Raw genomic sequence first — 22,025 nt, 5'->3', positions numbered from 1 at the left:
AGGAAACTTTAATATAAGCTTAATCATTCAGTAAAAAAGCGTTTTTATGCACGGGTTGAAACAAAAATGAAAGGAATTAGCTGTAAAATGTATTAAATTACACAGGGTGTACTTAACTTCTTACAGCTAAATTTTAAAAAGAGTCTTCTTTTACAAGTTTCGCCAGTGAAATGACTGAGTCAACACCTAGCTTTTCGAATATCTTCGTTTTATAGGTGCTGACTGTTTTATTACTTATAAACAATTTTTCACCTATATCCTTATTAGATAGCCCTTCTATAAGATATCGCATGACAGTAAGTTCACGCTCAGTAAGTATTTCATCTAGATCTTTATCGTTACTAACCAAATCACCTTGCGGGAAAAAAGTAAAACCACGTAAAATTAATTCAACTGCAGAAGTGATATCTTCTAAGCTCTCAGCCTTATTGATAAACCCTTGAGCTCCCAACTTTGCGGCGGTACGAATTATATGCTTATCTTGTTTAGCGGATAAAAAAAGAACATGCCCTTTATACCCATCTAAAAGCGCGCGTTTATATAAGCTAAAGCCGTCAGAATCTTCCAATTCAATATCTAAAATAATAAGCGTGATATTATTTTTCTTTAAAGCATCCAATGCCGCTTTTTGACTAGCGACTGTATATATATCACCAACTAATGCAGATGTACCTAAGGTGGTTTTTATCGCTGCACATACCATTGGGTGATCATCAACGATCAGTACGTTATTTCTAATATTCATTAATTAGCAAACCCTTTACTTACTTTGTAATGCTTAAACTTAGTGTAAACCAAGATAGCTAATTGTTCCTGCTTCTTGCCAAGCATTTTGATGTGGCAATCGTCGCAATCAGTGAATGAACTTTATAATGAATATAAAATTTACTATGTGTTCTTCATTCAGAAAATATAATTTATGTTATAGATGTTAATTCTAAAGTATAAGGATAACGAATATAAACAAACTGATACAGGATAAAAACAAGGATGAATATAAAATTCAGTAATTGGGATGCGGAATGATTTAATAAATAATGTTTTAGTATTGCTAAAAAATGTAATTTTATAAAAATTTTAGGAGGATTATGGTGAAACAGGGCTCTGTTTCACCACGATGAACTTAGGTTCACATAATAAAATTATGCTAGTTCTACGTTCTCAGCTTCAGGGCCTTTTTGGCCTTGCTTGATGCCGAAAGACACTTGCTGGCCTTCGCTTAGAGTGCGAAAACCTGAACCAGTGATAGCGCTGAAATGTACGAATACGTCAGGGCCATTCTCTTGTTCAATAAAACCAAAGCCTTTAGCTTCGTTGAAAAACTTTACTTTACCAGTAACCGACATACTAAATTTTCCTGTAAGTCAATAATTAAAATTCAGCCATATTATTATGGCAATATCCTCCCTGAGTCAATGCCCAAAAATCTGGAGGTATAGTACAGGAACAAGTAATAACCTAACCGGTAACCTTAAACGCAGCACAATATCCGTAAATTCAATACGCAAAAACTCAAAGCAATATAAGATTAGCACAATAAAAACGTTTTTGCTCTATTAATTAGTAAATATTTTGTCTGCCAATTCGCAATGCACGAAACACTATCTAACTGATTAATTTTAAAACTAAAAACGTACTTTAACTATAGGCTAAACCGCGATTTATTTAACTTGCCACTCAATAACTGATTCAGCTTTTATTGGTACTACGTGATCACCACCAAGCGGGTAACTTGCTGGTACTGTCCATGGCTGTTTTATTAAAGTAACGGTGTCTGTGTTACGTGCTAAACCATAGAAATCTGGACCATAATGACTTGCAAACCCTTCAAGTTTATCTAAAGCCCCAGCATCCTCAAAAGCTTCTGCATAAAGCTCTAATGCAGCATGAGCTGTGTACGCACCCGCACATCCGCATGCAGCTTCTTTTTTGTCTTTGTAATGCGGTGCAGAGTCTGTACCCAAGAAAAACTTTTTACTTCCGCTAGTCGCAGCGTCTATTAGTGCATGCTGGTGCGTGTTTCGCTTTAAAATAGGTAAGCAGTAGTAATGAGGGCGGATCCCACCGGCAAGCATATGATTCCGATTATAAAGCAAATGATGTGCTGTAATCGTCGCTGCAACATTTTCTGATGCATTATTAACAAAATCAACAGCATCTTTAGTCGTAATATGCTCAAGAACAATTTTAAGCTCAGGGAAGTCTTTAACAACATCAACCATAATAGTATCTAAAAATACTTTTTCACGATCAAAAATATCGATTGAAGAATCAGTAACCTCACCATGGATCAATAATAACATCCCCACTTCTTGCATGGCTTCCAGCACCGGATAAATGTTTTTCATGGATGTAACACCAGAATCAGAATTCGTCGTTGCACCAGCAGGGTATACTTTTGCAGCGACTATTTTACCAGTTGCATGCGCTTTTTTTATTTCTTCTGGTGAGGTTTTATCTGTTAAATAAAGCACCATCAATGGTTCAAAGCTGCCTTGTGGGCCTGCAGCCATAATACGCGCTCGATATGATAAAGCTGTTTCAGTACAAATTGCGGGTGGTACTAAGTTAGGCATTATTATAGCGCGGCCCATATATCGACTAATATCACGAACGGTATCTTTGAGTTGATCACCATCTCGTAAATGAACATGCCAATCATCTGGACGAGTTATAGTTAATGTTGACTGAGTATTGAGGGCTTTATTTGTCATTACTTATTTCCACGGCTGAATTTAGTTGATCATATGCATATGATTCATCTGAGTAAAGATTTTATTGCCCTTTTTTACTCGGGCGTGTTGACCTTTCGTGATTAATCTTGCAGCAGTCTATTTGGTATCTAGGCAAGGCAGCGCCTATGGTGTGTGGTTGTTCCCCATAAATAGGCGATAACGCAGTATAAATGCCAAACATGCGCTGCCCAAAGGGTTCTTCCTAGGGCCTCATAAGGACCCCCCCACAAATTGTGAAAGCATTGCATCTTCAATACCTTGGCTGTTCGTTTGTATTTACACACTCACGTTGATTTTTTTCATATATACTTTGTTTATAAGTTAATATTCCGTTAACGTATATTGATATGAACTATAAGAATTAGAAAAACCACACGTGCCTTATGCAAAATAAAATAGATTTATCTTCTGCTCTTGAAGTAAAAACAGAACAACTGAGCATTATTAATCAGTTTTCATCAAGCTTATTACAATTAGATAGACTCGATGAACTGTTTGAATATGCCACGACAGAAGTCGTTAAACGCTTAGGTTTTGTCGATTGTGTGATATATATCGCAGATGAAAAAAATGCCACCCTTCATGAAGTCGCATCAATGGGCGTATCTAACTCAGCGAGTGATTACTCCATAGAACGTAGTATCATTAATTTCAATCAAGGGATCACCGGTTATGTTGCATCAACAGGTCGCGCAGTAATTAGTGGCGATGTAAGTACAGATAGCCGCTATATTGCTGATGCCCGCCCTGCCAGATCAGAGCTGTGCGTTCCATTAATTTACAAAGAGAAAATTTTAGGCGTTATTGACTGCGAACACCCAGTACACAATTACTTTACTGATGCTCATTTAGAAATTTTAACCACTGTGGCACATTTACTAAGCGCCAAAATTAATCATGTCAATACTGTAGAAAACCTACAGCAAACAGTCAGCCAGCTAAATACGGCACAAAAGCTTGAAAGTACATTATTGCAAATTGCTAATTTGACTTACCAAGCAAATGATTTAGATACATTTTTAGAGTCACTTCATGGCATATTGACAAACCTATTAAGGGCTGACAACTTCTTAGTTGCACTTTACGATAAGCAAATAGACATTTTGGACATCGTCTATATTGTTGAGCAGGGTGTTCGCTCAAATGCTCATAAAAAAATATCAAAAGAGCAACTTAAAAATACGGCTTCATATTATTTGCTCAATTCAGAACAACCTTTATTACTAAATAAAGAAGAATACCAACAACACATTCAAGCTGGCCATTTTAAAATGGTGGGCAGGCAGTCAGAATCGTGGCTGGGTGTCCCTTTCAAAGTAAGTGATAATATTAGTGGTGTAATTGTTGTACAGAGCTACGATAAAACACATCATTATGATGATCATGATTTAGCACTTTTAACATACGTGAGTCGCCAGATCAGTCTGACAATTGACAGACAGCTCTCACGACAAGCACTCGAATATCGCGCCTTACATGATGAGTTAACGGGGTTGGCAAACCGCTCCTTATTGATTGATCGTATTAAGCATGCCATTTTAAAACTGACTCGTACCCCCAAAGGCACTTACCATGCTTTGCTCTACCTCGATCTTGACCGTTTTAAAAGTATTAACGATTCACTTGGCCATGAAGTTGGTGACCATTTTTTAATCGCCATTTGTAAATCCATTAAAGCAACCATCCGTAACACAGATACCTTTGCACGATTGGGCGGCGATGAATTTTCAATCCTTATGGAAAATATCACCCATAAAAATCAAGTAACTGAAGCACTAAAACGAATAAAAAAAGCCTTAGCTGAACCACTTAACATTGATGGGCATTTACTCCAAGCCTCAACAAGTATTGGTGTTGCTTTTTGCGATAATAAAAACGATAAAGCTTATAAGCTATTACAGCATGCTGATGCGGCTATGTATGAGGCTAAATCGAATGGCCGCAGCCAAGTTCGCTTCTTTAATAATACCATGCGTAAAAAGCTAAAAAGTCATGCTGATATTGAAAATGATCTACAACACGGTATTGAGCACAATGAATTTGAATTGTATTTTCAACCAATTTTTACCATTGGTGATTGTCATGTAGTTGGTTTTGAAGCTTTAGTTCGCTGGCATCACCCAACAAAAGGCTTTGTGCCACCCAATGATTTTATTCCAATTGCTGAGAATACCGGTCAAATTATTAACCTTGATCTACATCTGCTTGAGCTGGCTGCTAAACAAATTTCAACTTGGCAACAACAGGGAAAGCGCTTTTTACGGATCACTGTCAATGTGTCGTCGAGGCACTTTGCGAGTCTTGATTTCGTCTCACAAATTCATGCAATTTATAATACCTATCAACTGCCTTTAGGTTCTTTGTGTTTAGAAATAACTGAGTCAGGATTAATAGAGAACCTTGAGCTGGCAACCAAAATTATTGAAGGTCTATCACCATTAAAAGTTAAACTGTGCTTAGATGATTTTGGTACAGGCTATTCAGCACTTGGCTATTTACATCAGCTCCCTATCCATGTGCTAAAAATTGATAAAAGCTTTATTGATCACCTCAAAGACACGCCAACTCCACTTGTTGACGCTATTTTATCATTGGCATCATCACTTGAACTTGATGTAGTTGCTGAAGGCATTGAAACCCAACAACAATTAACCACACTACAACAAACAAAATGTAATTACGGGCAAGGTTTTCTAAAAGCCAAACCATTGCCTGCATGCCAAGCTATCCTCTTAATTGATCAACCACTTTAAATAGCTCACAAAAAAGCCCCGATAAACAGGGCTTTTTTGTATCTGAGTCTCTAAATCAACCAACTAACCAATGTGCCATAAGCGCTATCACCGGAAGTGTTACCAAGGTTCTCAGGATAAAGATTGTGAACAACTCCAAAATGTTCACGGGGATTTTACTGCCCAGTAATAGTGCACCTACTTCCGACATATAAATTAATTGCGTCACGCTCATTGCGGCAATGATAAAACGCGTTACATCACTTTCAATCGAACCTGCCGCTAAAATTGATGGAATAAACATATCGGCAAAACCAACCATAATTGTTTGCGCAGCGGCTTCAGCTTCAGGCACTTGTAATAACTCTAAAAACGGAATAAATGGCATACCTAAATATTGAAAAACCGGCGTATATTCAGCAATAATCAATGCAAATGTGCCCACAGCCATTACAACTGGTAATACAGCAAACACCATATCAAGCGCGTTATGAACGCCTTCTTTTAATGTTCCCTTTAACCCGGGTGCTTTTTCAGCCTTAGCTAATGCAACATCCAATGAATGCTTAAATAACGTTTTACCTTCAGGTACTAATTCAGCGTTAACATCAGGCTTCGTACCGTCAATTAATAAGTCTTTTTTAAAGCGTAACGGTGGTAATCGAGGTACTATAATCGCGGCCACAACCCCGGCTAAACATACCGTTGCATAAAATGGGGCAAATAGGTATTCCAGTTTTACTTGGCCAATAACCACTAAACAAAAAGTGATTGAAACAGCAGAGAAAGTGGTACCAATAATCGCAGCTTCACGTTGTGTATAGTATTTATCTTCATATTGACGCGCGGTCATTAAAATTCCTACGCTCCCATCACCCAACCAAGAGGCAACACAGTTAACCGCACTACGCCCTGGCACCCCAAATAATGGACGCATCACTTTCGTTAATAAAGTCCCCACTAATTCAAGTAAACCAAAGTTAAGCAATAAAGGAAGTAATAAACCCGCTAAAATAAATACCGAAAATAATACAGGCAGTAAATCTTTTAATACCAGCAGCCCTGTATTTTCAGACGTTATCGCATGAGGTCCAACTTGAAAGTAAGTTAATAGTACAAACAGCATACCTAGTAGCCTAGTGACTAACCAAATCCAACTCACATTAAACAAATGATTAAGTAAGCGAAATTTTGTTAAGCTTTTTGGCCTTAGTACACTGAATATAATCGACATTACGCCTGCAACACAAATAACAAACGCGATCAGACCTAAAGCAATATCTGCAAATGAAGCCTGCACTGCTTTAGCCATTACCGCGATTGGTATCGTCATGATCTCGCCAGATGGAACCGGTGTCATAAATAAGAACACGCCAATCAAAGAGGGGACTAAAAAGGCAAACCATACTCTTAAATCGTAGCTCTTTTGATGCTGCTGCGGGCTGGGTGAGTTTAACTTAGACATATTTTCAACCTGTTAAAACCACAAAAAGAGCCAAATGCTCTTTTTGTGGTTATTATTTTATTTTTGATTAAATTTTAATACCGCGCTGACGCAAGGCATTTTCTAATGCTTGTTGTAGATCGTTCATAGTGCCAGGCTCCAATGTTGCCCCTTTATCATCCATCCAAGTTAAACTAGTGCCGCCCTCTTTCGTTCGGCTAACGAGTATTTGGTATTGCCCTTCATCAATTGGTAATTCAGCAAGTTCATCACCCCAAATTGAATCCCAGACGCTTGATTCAGGCTTTTTATAGTCAGCCGTTATAAGGCCTTTTTCTTGGTTTATCTCTACAATTGTAAAAGATAAGCGCTCTAAGAAACCAGAAAAGCGCTCAAAAATAACTGAGTAATCTTGCTCTGTTACCAATGCCGCATTGCCTTTATTATCAAAGCCCATCTCAAGAGAAATAATGCCTTGCTGCTTACGCATTTCAACCTGAAGCTGACGGTAGCGATAATCAAATTCAGCAATTACTTGATTTAATGCACGTACTTCTAACTGTTGCTGCAAAAGCGGCGTTAGTTTTTCACTTGCACTTTTATAATCAACCAGTTTAGAACTCAACGAAGCTGTACGCTGGTGTGATTTTTCTTCCAATGTAAAAATAAAACGCTGTTGTGATACAGGCGCACTATCAGCAAACCAGCCATCATCTGGTTTTATAATTGAGTACCAATCGGTTTCAATCGTACCCGTTGTATTATCTTCTTTTTGCACTCGTGTTTGTTGTTCAGCCAAAACAGCTTTAACCGATTCAGTGATAAATTTATTTAAATCGACAATGCCGTCATTTTTATCAAAAAATACACGCGCTTGTTTATCCGTTTCTTCAACCCAACTGCCTTTAGCTACAGTTAAAACCTGTGCTGGCGGGCGGTAATTTGTGGAATCTGGATTATTATCATAAGCAGCCACTTCCATTTTATAAGTGGGGTCTTGCGCTGGTTGCGCCAATTGCCCAGGCACCTGTACTGGTGCAGTTGCACGATAATTACGTTTATGATGCGCTTCATCAGTAAAAACACTACATCCTGACAAGCCTACCAATACACTCACTGCAAGCGCTTTTGGGATCCAATACTGCACAGATAATTCTCCTTAGCATACCCTTAATTGTTTTAACAAATATATGAGTGGGTTATGCCGATTTGGTTCAGTGTAAAATCAAGATTAACTTTACATTTCTTATTTTTATGCAAAACCCGTTGTTTTGAAGAGCCACTCAATACATATTATGAGCGCGGTTATGCAAAATTTTAACTATGGTACTTTCCCATGCCACTAAAAACAAGAAACACCGTGATTTTATACGGTGTAAATTAAGGTGCTCTGTAGTTTAGCACCTAATTTGTGTTAAACTTCGCCGCCATACAGCCACTATTACTGGCTTAGCTCGCGCTGTCTGTTGTAATAAACATAACTTAGGTATTTGAATTTATGACTGTTTTTTCAAACCATCAGATCGTATTAACTGCAATTGGCGAAGATCGCCCTGGTATTGTTAGTGAATTAACCCAATTAGTCAGTGACTGTCATTGCAACATCATCGACAGTCGCATTGCCATCTTAGGGAATGAATTTACGTTTATTATGTTGTTATCTGGTGACATGTCTGCAATAAGCCGAATTGAACACACCTTGCCTCTCAAAGGCATGGAGTTAGGTTTGCTGACTATGATGAAGCGCACAGCCAGTCATAAACAAAGTGAATTTTGTGCAGGCTATACGCTCGAGTACACTGGTATAGACACCCCTGGCACACTTAGTAAAGTAACTCGCTTCTTTGCAGATAATCAAATTAGCATTTGTTCTCTAAAATCAGATACGTTTGATGAAGATGAGCATGTAAAAATGCGCTGTGAAATTGAGTTTAATATTCCCGTAGACGTTGACATTGATACCTTTAAAGTTCAATTTGAGGATCTATCACGCACCCTTAACGTAGACTATATTTTTAGACGCATTCGATAAGGAATAAACCATGAATACAATCAGTCCATTACAAGCAGGCGATAAAGCGCCTAGCTTTAGCTTACAAAACCAAGATGGTGAGCTAATCGTTCTTGAAGAGTTATTGAAAGACCAGCAAGTACTCGTGTACTTTTATCCAAAAGCATCAACACCTGGCTGCACTGTGCAAGCTGAAAACCTACGAGATGAAAAAGACGTATTAGCGCAATTAAATACCCGCGTTGTTGGTATAAGCCCTGATCCAGTTAAAAAATTAAAGAACTTTGAAACGAAAAAAGACCTTAATTTTGACCTACTCTCAGACGAAGATCACGCCATTGCAGAAGCATTTGGTGTATGGGGCTATAAAAAATTCATGGGCAAAGAATACGACGGTATTCACCGTTTAAGTTTCTTAATTGGTCAAGATGGCAAAATTACATACTTGTTTGATAAGTTTAAAACCAAAGATCACCATCAAGTGGTGTTGGATTATTTGACTAAAGACTGAGCTGTAAGCTGTTAAGAATATACATAAGCGTTGCCAATGTGCAGCGCTTTTTTATTGGCAATAGTAAAATAAGCCGTCCCTCTAAATTGATAGTTACAAAACAGAGTGGATGCTGAGCTATCGCTATCTAGCCACACAATCACGTATTTACTGTTAATGCCGGCATGCGAATTGAATTTAATGATTAACGAGAAGTAATTAATACAAAACTCTCGTGTATCAGTCAAAATACAGTGATGATATTACCACCGTAGGTTGATTTGAGTAAAACCCAACGAAAATACAGGACCAAGCAACTTAATAGCATGAATAGGTGAAGTGTGTCGCGAGTAAAAGCGCAGATTCCCAGTGGTTATGATGTCTGAAGTCAAGATTTGTCACATTGGTCTTTTCCTCTTGGGGTCTACTTTATTCCTCTTATTTACTTAGCTACCGTTATTCACCAATAAACTCAATTGAGAAACCTTTGCCTTTTTCTCCTGACACATAAACTGTAATACTTTTTTCTTTATTCAAGAATTGATAATTGAGCTTTTTGGGGAAATCATTACTGGCAACTTTAGCAACATAGAAAATCTCCACAGACATTTCGACTAACCGTAAAGTTTCAGTACTTACAATTTTATCCTTTTCGATCGAATACTTTTAACCAGAGCCTTCAAAAGTTTTGTCACTTATCCGCTTCCATGATTCATTAATTTACTACTTTCAGAATTCCAATTACCAACAAGCCATATTAATGATTCAACCGTATCACAAGCTTTTGATTCAATTAGTTACTCCTGTTTCACGTAAAATATAAAGTGAGGATTTGATGTTATTTTAGTTGGCATTTTGAAAGATATTACAGGTGCTTGAATGGCTTATTTGAGGTAAGTCAAACTTATGTAATGCTCTGTAATATTAAAAAACTCAACAAAAAAGTAGACTTATAATTCCAAAACTTTTGCACTATTAAGCGATCAATTATCGCTATTTTAATACAAATACAAGAGAGTTATGAGGAATAGCCTAATGGAAACGGAAACGCTTACGAACGGACGCATAAATATTAATGCGCATGCCCTACAGTTACTGAGAAAAAAAAGCTTTAAGTCAAGAGCAGCTGGCTCAAGAATGTACCGATAAAAGGCTGCCTATTTCAGTTTCATCAATAAAAAGAGCTGAAGCTGGGAAAAAAATACTCTTTAGAACATTATCTATATTTGCACGCTTCTTTCAAGTCAGCATTGACGTATTACTTCCTAATTCGCCTATCCCTGTTTGGTTATACACTCATTTAATGAAGCAATCAGTAGATCCCTGCCTAGGTAGAGAATGGGAATTACATCAATTACATTCATTATTGAGTTATGCTGAAAGTCAAAACTGCACCAAAACCATTTATATTTACGGTATAACTGGCAGCGGGAAAACCCATTTACTTAATCACTTTATTGATTGTGTTAAATCTGCAGGAAAACGTAATTTAGCGTTTAGCCAACCACATAATTGCCCTGCTCATAAACTCAAATTTTCGATCTTTAATTTTATAAAACAACTACTGCAAATTGAAAGTACTGCCACGGATATGGTGATTACAAAAAAAGTAAATTTAGTCGCAAGTTCTTCTCTAAGTTATTTAAGGACCCTGCAATTATTAGGGTTTTCTCTCAGTAAAAATCAACGTAACACGCTAGCAAAACAAACACTCCAGCAAATGAATAAAATAGATCAGCAGATAGCCTATGATTTAATTGATTATGCAGTTCATAAAAGAATCGCACTAATTACTATCGATGATGTGCATCATTTAACCTATACACAGATTCAATTTTTACGCTTATTCATAGAAATAGAATACGCACAGCCTATTTTATTTATTCTTATTGCCCAGCCAAAAGATCTACTGACCTCGCCACCTGATTGGTTGTCTCTTGCGCACACCATGCCATTAAAACAACTCAGTCTAGACGCCCAAACTCGCTTAGCAAAACATTGCCTTGCCAAAAAAGGGTTTGCTATTGCGAAATATCAAACCGAAGTAAAAGTGGCAATAGAGCGCGCTGCTGGCAACCCCGCTTTTTTACAGCAATTACTGCTCACTCCTGATTATCAAAGCTTCCAATCCACTAAGTTACAACAATTTATAGACAATACACTGGCCGATATGCCGGTCGAGCTTACTGAGCTTTTCCAATATGCGGCTTTACAAGGATTTCATTTTAGTGCCAGCCAATTAACTCAATTTACGCATAAAAAACATATTCATGCACCGCTGTGTTTAGCCCAAAAAATGTTGAGCAGCGGCTTAGTCGTACGTGAATCGGATCATTACAGTTTCTCACATCCGTTAATTTGGGAAGGCATTAAAAACCATCAACCTCTATTTATTAAAAATTCAGTTAAATAATGCAAGTGAGCCGGATCTGAGCCGGTATAAGCAACGATAAAAAAATATCTTTTCGTTGAACTAAACAATATGCGCATTCACATACCCAAAATTTTGCATGCGCATATTTACTTCTATTCAATCAATGAAAGGAAAAATCATGTCTGCACAGTTGAAAACAACGCCAAATACGCTCTCTTGGATTGGCAATAATACTGATGACCTAAATCACAAACAAGTTATTAGCCAACTCAAAACCGATCCCGAGCAGTTTTGGCAATACTGGTTAAGGTTGGAAAAAAAAGTATTTAATTACTGTTTGTATAGTTTAACTAAAAATTTCCATGATGCTGAAGATCTGTCTCATGACACCATGCTAAAAGCTTATCAAAAGTTGCCGGAAGCAAAATCAGATATAAAATTACAGGCTTGGTTATTTCAGCTTGCCCGTAATCATTATTTTGACCAATTAAGAAAAAATCAGACGTACTTTAAATACCAAACGGTGCTGTTAGCTGAAGAGCAAGATAACGAAGCTGAAATATTTAACGAGGTCGTTAATAAAAGCACCAGTTGTTTTATTGAAAAGACAATTAAAAATATGCCGGAGAAATATCGTATAGTCGCGTTAGATTATTTCTTTAATGACAAATGCTACAAGCAAATCAGTCAGGAACAAGCACAAACCGAATCTCAAATTAGAAAATTGATTTTTCGTACCCGCAAACATATCACTCCACTAATTGTTGATTATTTAGTTAATTAAGTTGGAACAGAACTTAAGTCTTAAACGTTTATATAACAGCACCACAAAACACTGAGTGAAATAAGATACTTTAAATTAAGTATCTTATTAATCACTTGGTAAAACGGCTGATTAATTATCCGAAACAGGATCTAGGTTCTAAACGCTTATATGACAGAGTAGTAAATGAACATAATCAGAAACTAATATTAACACTAAGGAATTCAATATGTTTTGTGATACTCAGATCACCTATATTAATAAATCATTGAATAAAGATATGCCTAAAATATTTGTCTTCGCGACTAACGAACTACCCTCGTTTAACGCGTTACAAGATGGTATTGCCTGGAAAGTCATTTCAAAGATAGGTAGAGAGTCAATGAGCCGTTTTACTTACCCGGCTCAAACTAAAATATTTGCAAGTTGGGGAGATGACTGTAACCAGACCAGATCTTTAAATTGTACCCAAGGTAAACGTTATACGGTGACAGAAACCAACACAGGAATAATATTAGTTGAAAATGGTAATGCCGTCAGAAGTGATGAAATAGAGCTAACCAATGAGATAAAAGTTCAAAATGGTGTAAGTGCTTACTTGAGTAAAAATGATAGCGTGTTAGTGCGGAAAAATATTGTTGCTTATGGTCAAAAAGCATCATTCCGTTTGTTACCTAAACTGTACTGGGGGATCGCATCTGAAATTAATCAATCGGATGCTATAGGTTCAGCCGTACTAGATTCAGATAACTTTTTTGTGCAAAATCTGGAAAGTGTTTCGATGGCTACTGTGTCATTAAACGGAAATGCAAAAGAAGGGTACACATTTAAGATCGAAGATCAAAAATAAAAGGTCGCACAGCTTATGAATACTCAGATCAAGTTCATTAATCAGTCGATGAATAAAAGCTTGCCACACGTTTTTATTTTTGCTGAAAGTGGCATGCATGATTTTAATCCAATTACAGACGGTATTGCCTGGCGGGTGCTGAAAAATGTTGGCCAAGGCTCAATCGCTTCACTTATTTATGAGCCTGATTTTACTATCAGAGCTGGTTGGAATAATGGCGCTGACACGACCAGAATGTTACTTGCTGAAGTTGGTAAACAGTACCAAATAATTGAAGATAATACTGGCGTGATCTTGGAAAAATCCGGTAATGCCGCTACAAAAGACATCATTGAGCTTGTGAATAACATCCAAGTTGATAGTGGGGTTTCTGCTCAGCTTTGTAATGGTGGTAAGGCCATCATAGGAAAAAAAATCGTCGGTTATCAGCAAAGTGCCATTTTTAAACCAAGTAATAAACTTTATTGGGGATTAGCATCAGAAATTAGCGAAGGTAAAGGGCTCGCTTCTAAATCGGTAGTGTTAAATTCAAATCGTTTTTTTGAGCTGGATTTAAGCGGTGTAGCAGAGGTATTAGTCTCACTCAATGGTAATGCCAAAGATGGCTATCATTTTCAGGTTGAGCAGTACAGCTAAAAAGACATAACAGATATGAATGCTTTTGAAATTAATAGACTTAACCCAGTTGCGCTTAACCGACTATTAAACATGGATGGTATTTGGTATTACTGCCAATTAAAAAACGGTAATACAAAAATCAGCTGTCGACAACTTGAACTGTCTATTGCTCAGTTCGATACGATAAAAAAAAAGTAACCCAATTGGGCGGTGAAATTGTGTCGTCCAATATTAAGCAAACCTTAGATAAACCCAACCAAAGGAAACAAAGAATGAGTAACTCTATTGTGATCACTTCGAGCTATAAAATTGTTGACCAAGGAGCTTTTAAGGCTTCATTGACTGAAAATTTAGGCTCAGATGCTAATTTACAAAAAAATATTAAAGCCAAACTGGATAAAGTCGCTGAAGAAGCGGAACAAAATAAGCTGGAAGGCAGCACTGTATCTATAGATTCAATGATTAAGACAGTATCAAGTGATGCTCAAGATGCTATTCAACTGACTGTTACAGATAGCACATCAACACTTACTGTCTCTGAGTCATTTAATATGACACTGGAAGTTGTAGTAACCGATACGTTAAAAACCGCAAACGGTGTTGATTCTAAAGTTTCTTATACTAAAAGCTTCCCATTAAATGAGCCATCAGTTTCTGGCGTTACAAGTGTGATAGCTGCGTTAAATTCATTCCCTGAAGGGAAACTTTTTGATAAAACCTTAACGTCTGTGGAAGTAAAATCAGACGGCACAGATGTTAGCAGTAAAGCGAGTTAGCTGCCGTTTGCTAACCAAACTCATGTAAATAACCCCCAACAAACCCAAGTAGGAAAATTATGCCTTCAAATATTGAAATTACTTATGTAAACAAATCTATGAACAAAGACTTACCTAAAGTTTTTGTTTTCACTAAAAACGAAACGCCTACCTTTGATGCGCTAAAAGAAGGTGTGGCCTGGCGAGTGATCCCAGATATTGGTCGCGCTTCTTCCAGCACCTTTGTTTTTCCAATTGAAACCAGTGTTGGAGCGACTTGGCAAGAAGGACAAAATAAAACGCAAGTTCTACCATCGGTGATTGGTAAGCGTTACACCGTCGATAAAGATGATACTGGCGTAGTATTAGCTGCAAATGGTAATGCGTCAGACACTAAGTCAATTGATGTTAATAACAGTGTTAACGTACCTAATGGGATCAGTGCTCAGCTATATAAAGACGGTAAATTGATGATGGAAAAGAAAATTGTCGGTTTTGGTCAAAAAGCGACCTTTGTACTTAAACCTAAATTATATTGGGGTGTGGCTTCAGAGATTGAAGAAAGTCAGTTACTAAATTCCGCAGTACTTAATACCGACAGCTTCTTTGAGCAGGATCTGGAAGGTGTCACTAAAGCAACCATTTCACTTAATGGTAATGCCGAAGACGGTTACAGCTTTAAAATCGAAAGTCAACAATAAACCCATTATGGCAAAAAAGCCATTTATAACATTAAAACCACTTACTCAATGAGAGATAAATTATGCCTTCAAATATTGAAATTACTTATGTAAACAAATCTATGAACAAAGACTTACCTAAAATTTTTGTTTTCACTAAAAACGAAACACCTACCTTTGATGCGTTAAAAGAAGGTGTGGCCTGGCGAGTGATCCCGGATATTGGCCGCGCTTCTTCCAGCAGCTTTATTTTTCCTATTGAAACCAGTGTTGGAGCGACTTGGCAAGAAGGACAAAATAAAACGCAAATGTTGAATTCAACAATCGGTAAACGCTATACGGTTAGTAAAAATGATACCGGTGTTGTATTAGCTGCAAATGGTAATGCGTCAGACACTAAATCAATTGATGTTAATAATGATGTACATGTGTCAGAGGGGATCAGTGCTCAGCTATATAAAGACGGCAAGTTGATGATGGAAAAAAGAATCGTCGGGTTTGGTCAAAAAGCAACGTTTGTACTTAAACCTAAGTTGTACTGGGGCGTCGCTTCGGAAATTGAAGAAAGCCAGTTATTAAATTCAGCGGTACTTAATACCGATAGCTTCTTTGAGCAGGATCTGGAAGGTGTCACTAAAGCAACCATTTCACTTAATGGTAATGCCGAAGACGGCTTCAGCTTTAAAATTGAAAGTCAGCAATAAACTTTTAAGTAAAGAATTAACCCATCACTAAACAATCAAATTAATCACTTACTTCCCCAACGTTATTTTACGTTCATCTTTGTAACAATAGAGCTGCAATTAAATTGCCTATTATTAATAAGAAAGGGCTACTCATCGCTCAAATATAGGGAAGGTATATCTTAAATTTGGTTGGTTAATGGGAGTTGATAGTGGCCTTTTAAGACCTTAATCAGGTGTTAAAAGGCCATAGACGATGAATAGATAGTGGGAATAAATACCATTATCTTTAAACCCTATTGTTATAGGCAAGTGACAGAGCCTGTAACAACATAATAAATAAAGGAAGTAATTAATGGATATCTTAATCAAGAATGAAGCAGGAACAGCCCCTGTAGCAACAGCTCAAAGTGATGACGCGAACATAAACGCCAATGATTTACATGTAACAAACCTTGATCCTACTGGTTTAATTATTCTTAATTCTGACTATCTCGTTGGTTTAGATGATGGTACAGGTATGGTTGGGCGTACTTGCATAGAAAAAAATGGCAATACAGCGACATTTAGAAAATAGTCATAACAACTATCTAAAACCGATGAAAGTGGGCTTTAGCTTAATTGTTAAAATAAAGAGGTCAGTTACTTATCTAATGATACTTCCTATTTTACGGTAGGGTTTTAATCGTAATTGAAGCGCTTCATTAGAGAAGTAGCTCGACCCTTTACTCCTTATCTGAACAAACTCATACAACTCAATTAACTACAGGGTCAAAGCCAAATGTCTAACATGGTTGCTTGCCCTGATATATACACAAAAGGATATCTATATGAGTAATAATAAAGCACTGATGGTTGGCTACCTACAAAGCTGGTCAAACATCACATTTACACAAGCAGCGGAGCAAGGTTATACCGCGATTGTGATGGCATTTGGTAAAATTGATGGTGCCACTGTTGGTATTTTTGGTGATGCATTTGCTGCATCTCCTTCAGAAACAGCTTTGAAAGCAGACATAAAAAAAGCCAAATCAAAGGGTGTACAGCAGGTATTATTTTCAGTCGGTGGTGAAATTAATACCTATAATCCAAATGACGTTTCAACAGTCGTGCTTGCTCAGAATCTAGTTGAATACCTAACAGATTATGGTTTCACTGGCGTAGATTTTGATTTGGAAATTAATGGTGATGGTAAATATTTGGATGAGCTTTGTCAGGCCATAAAACAACTTGCTCCAACATTACTTATTACAGCTGCCCCTCAGGTAAATCAATTCGCTCCAGGTTCTGATTTATACTTGGTTTCGACTGGTCATTGTCGTATGTACGATCAGGCAATAAATAATAATCGTTTTGATTATTTGTTTATTCAGGCATACAACAATCCATTCCCTGATATTGATGGCAGTAAAGAAACAAATGTGGACTTTATATCTAAAAGTTTTATTAACTTTAAAAAGTCTATTCCTGCAGAGACTCTAATTGTGATTGGTGAGCCAGCTAATAGAGATGCGGCCGGAACGAGTATTTTTACTGTTCCTGATGTTCCTGCAAATATTTACCCGTTAATTAGCGATCAATACCAAGCTATTTGCAAAGACCCACAGTTTGGTGGTGCTATGGTTTGGAGTATTAATTTAGATGCACAAACAAACTATCAGTTTGTTAAAGCAGTAAAAGATACTATCTGACCTTTTGCTGTATTTCACAAATCCTATGCTTTACCGTAGTGTATTATAAGTGGGAACACTCCTTGTACACATTGATAACACAGTAAAAAAATACACTTCTCTTTTTTGCGTTTTTTGGTGTGTAAAATCTAGATTTAAGATCTGTGAATATTTCAGCCTATTTAATGAACCGAAGTGGCGGGAAAATACGCAAAATGTCACTTTTACTAATAAAATCATTCATTTTACCATGTTGGTAAAATGAATGATTTATAGTAAACGCAGCTTATTAACCATGTGTAACCTAGCTCTTTGTTATCTTTAAAAATATATTTCCCCAACTAACTTTCCATACATATCAAGGATAAACGCTATGCATTCCGTATTACATTATACAGTTCAACCAGGTGACACCCTTACACTGATCACAATTTCAATAAGAGCCAGTGCAGGTGTTGGAGTTAAAGACGTTATAGCAGTTAACCCTGAAGTTAACTTCGACCCTCTATCAGAAAACACTTTGCTCAAAATACCTTACTACTCGGCAGGCGGGCATTTTATATATCAAACTCGGATAGGCGATACTACGAAGTCAATTTGTGAGGGGTTAGCCAATACTGCAACACTTACGGTACTCGATTTAATTAACCACAACTACGCAATAAGCAAACATAAAAAAACGCTAGATCTAAGCAAGTTAAAGGTGAACCAAGTTTTATCTATTCCCTACACACCGGCATTGAATACCTTAACGGTAGCGCCATAATATACTAATAAACTACATCTATATTCAATATATGGAGCTGTTTTTTTACGTTGCTTTTTTATATCTTTGGGCCTATATAATGGCCGCACCAGTCTACTATTCAATGCAGTCCTTTACACTGATCGTTGATGCTACTTAACTTAATTGCTAATAGGTAAGTATCTGATATGAGACTAACAAAGTTTGGCTTTACTTTTTATTTTCTACTTTCTACTTTCTACTTTAAATTTTTACACAAGCAAAAATAGCATTGCCTGATCTTTCATCCCAAGCGGTTATTTTTTCATAATCATGCGCAAACACATGTATTTCAAAGTAAGGCTTTAGGGCTTCTTTTAACTCGGCAAAGCCCAAAGCAACCATCGGATGTTCATCGTGCCATACGAGAGTGTCGTCTGCTGTTACTTTTGTAATACTGAGTTTTAATGACTGTTTTTCGCCACTGCCACTGTAGCCCCATCCTGAGCGAAATGTGAATAAACTATTTTCGTTTTCAGCGGTATGCTCTACAAATGAATCACTATCTATTTTATTTTTGTCAACGACGTTAAAACAAAATATACCGCCATCTTTTAATGCCTTGTGTGCACTAACAATACATTCTTTTAATTTATCAATACCATCACAGTAATGGATTGAATACAAAAAGCAGGTAATTAAATCCAATTGCTCAGTGACAACAAATTCACTCATGTTTTGCAGTGAGAATTGCGCTTCTGGGCAGCGAATTGTTGCTCTGTCTAGCATTGGTTGATTTATGTCGAGTCCACTACTTTGATAACCGTAGTTAATAAAATGACGAACATGCGGGCCCGTGCCGCACGCTAAATCAAGATGCGTATTTCCCTTATTACCAAAGATTTGGTGCAACCTATGAATAGAAGAGCTTTGGGCTTGATAATCTATATCTGCGCACATTAAGTCATAGTAATCGGAGAGATCTGTGTATAGCGCGTTTGCGGACATATAAGCCTAGTCGTTTGTAGTGTGTATATTGAGTCGCGCATAATAAACTAATTATCACGATTTACGAAGTGGATATATCATACTAATCTGTATAAATATTTGAACAATTTAACGAATTAAGTAGACCCTATATCTAAGCTAGTTGGTATAAGTAAAGTGGTTTGTTGGGTTTCGTTGTACCCAACTCAACCTACTCAGCTTTATTTTAACACCAGGCTAAAATTAAGGCTTACGGATGAAAACTTACAGCCCCGCTAACCCGGCGCCGCCGCTTAGCTTATTCCTAAATATTTGTGTACTTGCACTGATAAGCGCCAGTTTTTTTCAATGCAAATTTCAATCGCCAGTTTTGTAGCTGATACCTTTTGGCTAATTGGTTGCAGGTAAACAAGTTTAGGGCTTACGCCTGTTTTAGCGAATAACTCTTCAAGTTCTTCTACGTGCTTTTGCATCGCGATGGGGTGTTTTATTTCATCAGCGCGCTTCATTGCTGCACTGAGCACCTCGTAGCCGCCACGCATATTAATTTTAGGTGAAACAGTAACCCACGTTTGTGCTGGCGCTAAAATCTCAAATGTGCCGCTGGTTTCAATCTGTGTACTAAAGCCATTTTCATGCAGTAAATTACAGACAGGATTTAAGTCGTACATACATGGCTCGCCGCCAGTGATCACCACATGCTTTGCACGATAGCCTCGCGCTGCAAATAGCGCTAAAATTTGTTCTGCAGATGCATCTGCCCAGTGATCTGAATCGGCTTTTTTTTCAACGGTTTCATCCAGAGAGACTTTAAATACATTGTCTACTTCCCACGTTTGTTTAGTATCACACCAAGCACAGCCCACAGGGCAACCTTGCAAACGCAAAAAGATCGAAGGCGTGCCTGTAAAACTCGCTTCACCTTGGATTGTTTCGAATATTTCATTAATTTTGTACAAAAGACATCTCACTTACTGCTTGGCATTTATTACGAGCACAGTACCCTGATTTGAAAAATCAAAAACCACGGTCAAAAATTGTTATTTATGCTCCAGCCGTGTAGTATATCGCGCCCTGATATAAACCTCTATTAAAACTAAGAGCAAAACAGTTATGACGCAAAAAGTAGTTGTGATTTATTCCGGCGGTATGGACTCATTTACCGTATTAAATAAAGCCCTGCAGCAAGGCCACGATGTTTATGCCCTGTCATTTGACTATGGTCAGCGTCATGTAAAAGAGCTTAAAGTTGCTGCAAATGTGTGTGAAAAATTAAACGTTCCGCACAAAATCGTTGATATTTCAGCAATTAATCAATTAATTGGCGGCTCGTCGTTAACTGACGATATTGAAGTCCCTGAAGGTCACTACGAAGCTGAGAACATGAAAAGCACCATAGTTCCTAACCGCAACATGATTTTGCTATCACTGGCCGTAGGTTATGCTGTATCGCTAAAAGCGAGCCAAGTTTATTATGGCGCTCACTCTGGAGATCATGCTATTTACCCTGATTGCCGTCCTGAGTTTGTACAAAAGATGGATGATGTTTGCCGTATTGCTAACTACGATGCAGTGGAAATTTTCAGCCCATACTTGAACAACACTAAAATAGATATTCTAACCGATGGGATCAAAATGGGTTTAGATTATAGCCAAACATGGACCTGCTATAACGGTCGTGAAAAGGCTTGTGGTAAATGTGGTGCTTGCCAAGAACGTTTAGAAGCATTTACTCTGAATAACATAACAGATCCAATTGAGTACGAATAACTAAATATTAGCCCAAGCAAGATTTATAAATTTACGATGTTTGGGTATACAGAGGCTATTATTTTATTATAACAATAGCCTTTTTACTTAAAGCCAACGCCTTACCCGCGCTTTGTAGTCACTGTAGTCTTGCCCAAATAACCTTTGTAGTGCATGTTCCTCTGGAATTATTTGAAACACCGTCAAATAAAAAACAAACCCAAACACACACAAAATAGCCCATAGAGAACCCAACCAGACACCCCAGCCTGCGAGTATAAATGCAAAACCAACATACATAGGGTTACGGGTGTATTTATAAATACCCTTGCTTACTAAGCGTGTGGCTTGCTCTGGCTTACTTGGATTAACCGTAGTTTTTGCTAAACGAAAACTCACTACACCCGCAATACAAAATATGCTGCCAATGACTACTAACACTACAGCTAAATAAACAATAAAAGTAGTAAAATCAATCACGCTGTAATGTGCAATGATCGCCATTAGTACGGCAAAAAACAGTACAACAATAACGGGGGGAATTTTATTTTTTAGCATAATTATTTATTCACTTTCGCTGATAAGCATAGATAAGTACGATTCAATAAATATGGGGCCATTGTATAATTTAACACGTGCTATTTCACCAAAACCAGATCGAAACAAAGCATATTTACAAATTAAGTTACAATTGTCAGCTTTATACTCGCAAATATAAGGTTATACTTTGTGCTAACAACGGTATTTTAAGGAAAGAAGT

Annotated in this window: 23 protein-coding genes; 14 read left to right on the top strand and 9 right to left on the bottom strand. The window is 37.3% G+C overall.

Going from position 1 to position 22,025, the window contains the following annotated elements:
• Positions 1–133: 133 nt before the first annotated feature.
• From ADS77_RS14400 to pyrC, 3 genes are all read right to left on the bottom strand, one after another.
• The gene (locus tag ADS77_RS14400; RefSeq protein WP_054205749.1) at positions 134–745 is read right to left on the bottom strand and encodes a response regulator transcription factor; all 612 of its coding nucleotides are present in this window, start codon (positions 743–745) and stop codon (positions 134–136) included.
• 397 nt (positions 746–1,142) lie between these two features.
• Positions 1,143–1,346, bottom strand: a complete 204-nt coding sequence (locus ADS77_RS14395) for a cold-shock protein (RefSeq protein ID WP_054205748.1) — start codon at positions 1,344–1,346, stop codon at positions 1,143–1,145.
• Between the two features lie 315 nt (positions 1,347–1,661).
• Positions 1,662–2,714: a dihydroorotase gene (pyrC, locus tag ADS77_RS14390; protein ID WP_054455044.1), complete on the bottom strand. Its 1,053-nt coding sequence runs from the start codon at positions 2,712–2,714 to the stop codon at positions 1,662–1,664.
• Positions 2,715–3,118: 404 nt separating this feature from the next.
• On the opposite strand from pyrC, the gene ADS77_RS14385 reads away from it, so the two are divergent.
• Positions 3,119–5,488: an EAL domain-containing protein gene (locus ADS77_RS14385; protein WP_054205746.1), complete on the top strand. Its 2,370-nt coding sequence runs from the start codon at positions 3,119–3,121 to the stop codon at positions 5,486–5,488.
• Positions 5,489–5,543: 55 nt separating this feature from the next.
• On the opposite strand, the gene ADS77_RS14380 is transcribed toward ADS77_RS14385, so the two are convergent.
• Together ADS77_RS14380 and bamC are read right to left on the bottom strand one after the other, a co-directional pair.
• Positions 5,544–6,932 (bottom strand): YjiH family protein, encoded by a 1,389-nt coding sequence (locus ADS77_RS14380; protein WP_054455042.1) that lies wholly within the window; start codon positions 6,930–6,932, stop codon positions 5,544–5,546.
• Positions 6,933–6,999: 67 nt separating this feature from the next.
• Entirely contained in the window at positions 7,000–8,058 is a 1,059-nt protein-coding gene (bamC, locus tag ADS77_RS14375; RefSeq protein ID WP_054455041.1) for an outer membrane protein assembly factor BamC, read from the bottom strand.
• A gap of 351 nt (positions 8,059–8,409) precedes the next feature.
• On the opposite strand from bamC, the gene ADS77_RS14370 reads away from it, so the two are divergent.
• Complete coding sequence (locus tag ADS77_RS14370) at positions 8,410–8,943, top strand: glycine cleavage system protein R (RefSeq protein ID WP_054205743.1); 534 nt, start codon at positions 8,410–8,412, stop codon at positions 8,941–8,943.
• 10 nt (positions 8,944–8,953) lie between these two features.
• Complete coding sequence (gene bcp / locus ADS77_RS14365) at positions 8,954–9,433, top strand: thioredoxin-dependent thiol peroxidase (protein WP_054455040.1); 480 nt, start codon at positions 8,954–8,956, stop codon at positions 9,431–9,433.
• A gap of 435 nt (positions 9,434–9,868) precedes the next feature.
• Here bcp and ADS77_RS22385 read toward each other — a convergent pair whose 3' ends face one another.
• Positions 9,869–10,021, bottom strand: a complete 153-nt coding sequence (locus ADS77_RS22385; protein ID WP_161803887.1) for a hypothetical protein — start codon at positions 10,019–10,021, stop codon at positions 9,869–9,871.
• A gap of 694 nt (positions 10,022–10,715) precedes the next feature.
• Here ADS77_RS22385 and ADS77_RS14360 point away from each other — a divergent pair.
• From ADS77_RS14360 to ADS77_RS14315, 10 genes are all read left to right on the top strand, one after another.
• Positions 10,716–11,825: an AAA family ATPase gene (locus ADS77_RS14360; protein WP_054455038.1), complete on the top strand. Its 1,110-nt coding sequence runs from the start codon at positions 10,716–10,718 to the stop codon at positions 11,823–11,825.
• 139 nt (positions 11,826–11,964) lie between these two features.
• Complete coding sequence (locus ADS77_RS14355; RefSeq protein WP_054455036.1) at positions 11,965–12,570, top strand: RNA polymerase sigma factor; 606 nt, start codon at positions 11,965–11,967, stop codon at positions 12,568–12,570.
• A gap of 208 nt (positions 12,571–12,778) precedes the next feature.
• On the top strand, positions 12,779–13,399 hold the full coding sequence (locus ADS77_RS14350; protein WP_054205733.1) for a hypothetical protein: 621 nt from the start codon (positions 12,779–12,781) through the stop codon (positions 13,397–13,399).
• A 15-nt stretch (positions 13,400–13,414) separates the two neighbouring features.
• Positions 13,415–14,035, top strand: a complete 621-nt coding sequence (locus ADS77_RS14345) for a hypothetical protein (protein WP_054455034.1) — start codon at positions 13,415–13,417, stop codon at positions 14,033–14,035.
• A 254-nt stretch (positions 14,036–14,289) separates the two neighbouring features.
• Complete coding sequence (locus ADS77_RS14340; protein WP_054205731.1) at positions 14,290–14,793, top strand: hypothetical protein; 504 nt, start codon at positions 14,290–14,292, stop codon at positions 14,791–14,793.
• A gap of 59 nt (positions 14,794–14,852) precedes the next feature.
• Positions 14,853–15,473, top strand: coding sequence for a hypothetical protein (locus ADS77_RS14335; protein ID WP_054205730.1), 621 nt, complete (start codon positions 14,853–14,855; stop codon positions 15,471–15,473).
• Positions 15,474–15,535: 62 nt separating this feature from the next.
• The gene (locus ADS77_RS14330) at positions 15,536–16,156 is read left to right on the top strand and encodes a hypothetical protein (protein WP_054455032.1); all 621 of its coding nucleotides are present in this window, start codon (positions 15,536–15,538) and stop codon (positions 16,154–16,156) included.
• A 334-nt stretch (positions 16,157–16,490) separates the two neighbouring features.
• Complete coding sequence (locus ADS77_RS14325; RefSeq protein WP_054455030.1) at positions 16,491–16,712, top strand: hypothetical protein; 222 nt, start codon at positions 16,491–16,493, stop codon at positions 16,710–16,712.
• 253 nt (positions 16,713–16,965) lie between these two features.
• Entirely contained in the window at positions 16,966–17,826 is an 861-nt protein-coding gene (locus tag ADS77_RS14320) for a glycosyl hydrolase family 18 protein (RefSeq protein WP_054455028.1), read from the top strand.
• Between the two features lie 352 nt (positions 17,827–18,178).
• Complete coding sequence (locus ADS77_RS14315; RefSeq protein ID WP_054205724.1) at positions 18,179–18,571, top strand: LysM peptidoglycan-binding domain-containing protein; 393 nt, start codon at positions 18,179–18,181, stop codon at positions 18,569–18,571.
• 222 nt (positions 18,572–18,793) lie between these two features.
• On the opposite strand, the gene ADS77_RS14310 is transcribed toward ADS77_RS14315, so the two are convergent.
• Together ADS77_RS14310 and queE are read right to left on the bottom strand one after the other, a co-directional pair.
• Positions 18,794–19,537: a class I SAM-dependent DNA methyltransferase gene (locus tag ADS77_RS14310; RefSeq protein ID WP_054455026.1), complete on the bottom strand. Its 744-nt coding sequence runs from the start codon at positions 19,535–19,537 to the stop codon at positions 18,794–18,796.
• A 272-nt stretch (positions 19,538–19,809) separates the two neighbouring features.
• Entirely contained in the window at positions 19,810–20,475 is a 666-nt protein-coding gene (gene queE / locus ADS77_RS14305) for a 7-carboxy-7-deazaguanine synthase QueE (RefSeq protein WP_054455024.1), read from the bottom strand.
• 130 nt (positions 20,476–20,605) lie between these two features.
• Between queE and queC the strand changes: the two genes are divergently transcribed.
• A complete protein-coding gene (queC, locus tag ADS77_RS14300) occupies positions 20,606–21,286 on the top strand; it encodes a 7-cyano-7-deazaguanine synthase QueC (protein WP_268794910.1) in 681 nt (226 codons plus the stop codon).
• 87 nt (positions 21,287–21,373) lie between these two features.
• On the opposite strand, the gene ADS77_RS14295 is transcribed toward queC, so the two are convergent.
• Complete coding sequence (locus ADS77_RS14295) at positions 21,374–21,823, bottom strand: methyltransferase family protein (protein WP_054205720.1); 450 nt, start codon at positions 21,821–21,823, stop codon at positions 21,374–21,376.
• Positions 21,824–22,025 lie beyond the last annotated feature (202 nt).

The organism is Pseudoalteromonas porphyrae, assembly GCF_001298125.1.
Taxonomy (GTDB): Bacteria; Pseudomonadota; Gammaproteobacteria; order Enterobacterales; family Alteromonadaceae; genus Pseudoalteromonas; species Pseudoalteromonas neustonica.
This window is presented reverse-complemented; position numbering and strand designations above follow the sequence as displayed.

Coding starts and splice junctions, on each gene's coding strand:
- ADS77_RS14400 (WP_054205749.1), bottom strand. CDS start 745: ATGAATATTAGAAATAACGTACTGATCGTTGATGATCACCCAATGGTA.
- ADS77_RS14395 (WP_054205748.1), bottom strand. CDS start 1,346: ATGTCGGTTACTGGTAAAGTAAAGTTTTTCAACGAAGCTAAAGGCTTT.
- pyrC (WP_054455044.1), bottom strand. CDS start 2,714: ATGACAAATAAAGCCCTCAATACTCAGTCAACATTAACTATAACTCGT.
- ADS77_RS14385 (WP_054205746.1), top strand. CDS start 3,119: ATGCAAAATAAAATAGATTTATCTTCTGCTCTTGAAGTAAAAACAGAA.
- ADS77_RS14380 (WP_054455042.1), bottom strand. CDS start 6,932: ATGTCTAAGTTAAACTCACCCAGCCCGCAGCAGCATCAAAAGAGCTAC.
- ADS77_RS14370 (WP_054205743.1), top strand. CDS start 8,410: ATGACTGTTTTTTCAAACCATCAGATCGTATTAACTGCAATTGGCGAA.
- bcp (WP_054455040.1), top strand. CDS start 8,954: ATGAATACAATCAGTCCATTACAAGCAGGCGATAAAGCGCCTAGCTTT.
- ADS77_RS22385 (WP_161803887.1), bottom strand. CDS start 10,021: ATGTCTGTGGAGATTTTCTATGTTGCTAAAGTTGCCAGTAATGATTTC.
- ADS77_RS14360 (WP_054455038.1), top strand. CDS start 10,716: ATGAAGCAATCAGTAGATCCCTGCCTAGGTAGAGAATGGGAATTACAT.
- ADS77_RS14355 (WP_054455036.1), top strand. CDS start 11,965: ATGTCTGCACAGTTGAAAACAACGCCAAATACGCTCTCTTGGATTGGC.
- ADS77_RS14350 (WP_054205733.1), top strand. CDS start 12,779: ATGTTTTGTGATACTCAGATCACCTATATTAATAAATCATTGAATAAA.
- ADS77_RS14345 (WP_054455034.1), top strand. CDS start 13,415: ATGAATACTCAGATCAAGTTCATTAATCAGTCGATGAATAAAAGCTTG.
- ADS77_RS14340 (WP_054205731.1), top strand. CDS start 14,290: ATGAGTAACTCTATTGTGATCACTTCGAGCTATAAAATTGTTGACCAA.
- ADS77_RS14335 (WP_054205730.1), top strand. CDS start 14,853: ATGCCTTCAAATATTGAAATTACTTATGTAAACAAATCTATGAACAAA.
- ADS77_RS14330 (WP_054455032.1), top strand. CDS start 15,536: ATGCCTTCAAATATTGAAATTACTTATGTAAACAAATCTATGAACAAA.
- ADS77_RS14325 (WP_054455030.1), top strand. CDS start 16,491: ATGGATATCTTAATCAAGAATGAAGCAGGAACAGCCCCTGTAGCAACA.
- ADS77_RS14320 (WP_054455028.1), top strand. CDS start 16,966: ATGAGTAATAATAAAGCACTGATGGTTGGCTACCTACAAAGCTGGTCA.
- ADS77_RS14315 (WP_054205724.1), top strand. CDS start 18,179: ATGCATTCCGTATTACATTATACAGTTCAACCAGGTGACACCCTTACA.
- ADS77_RS14310 (WP_054455026.1), bottom strand. CDS start 19,537: ATGTCCGCAAACGCGCTATACACAGATCTCTCCGATTACTATGACTTA.
- ADS77_RS14295 (WP_054205720.1), bottom strand. CDS start 21,823: ATGCTAAAAAATAAAATTCCCCCCGTTATTGTTGTACTGTTTTTTGCC.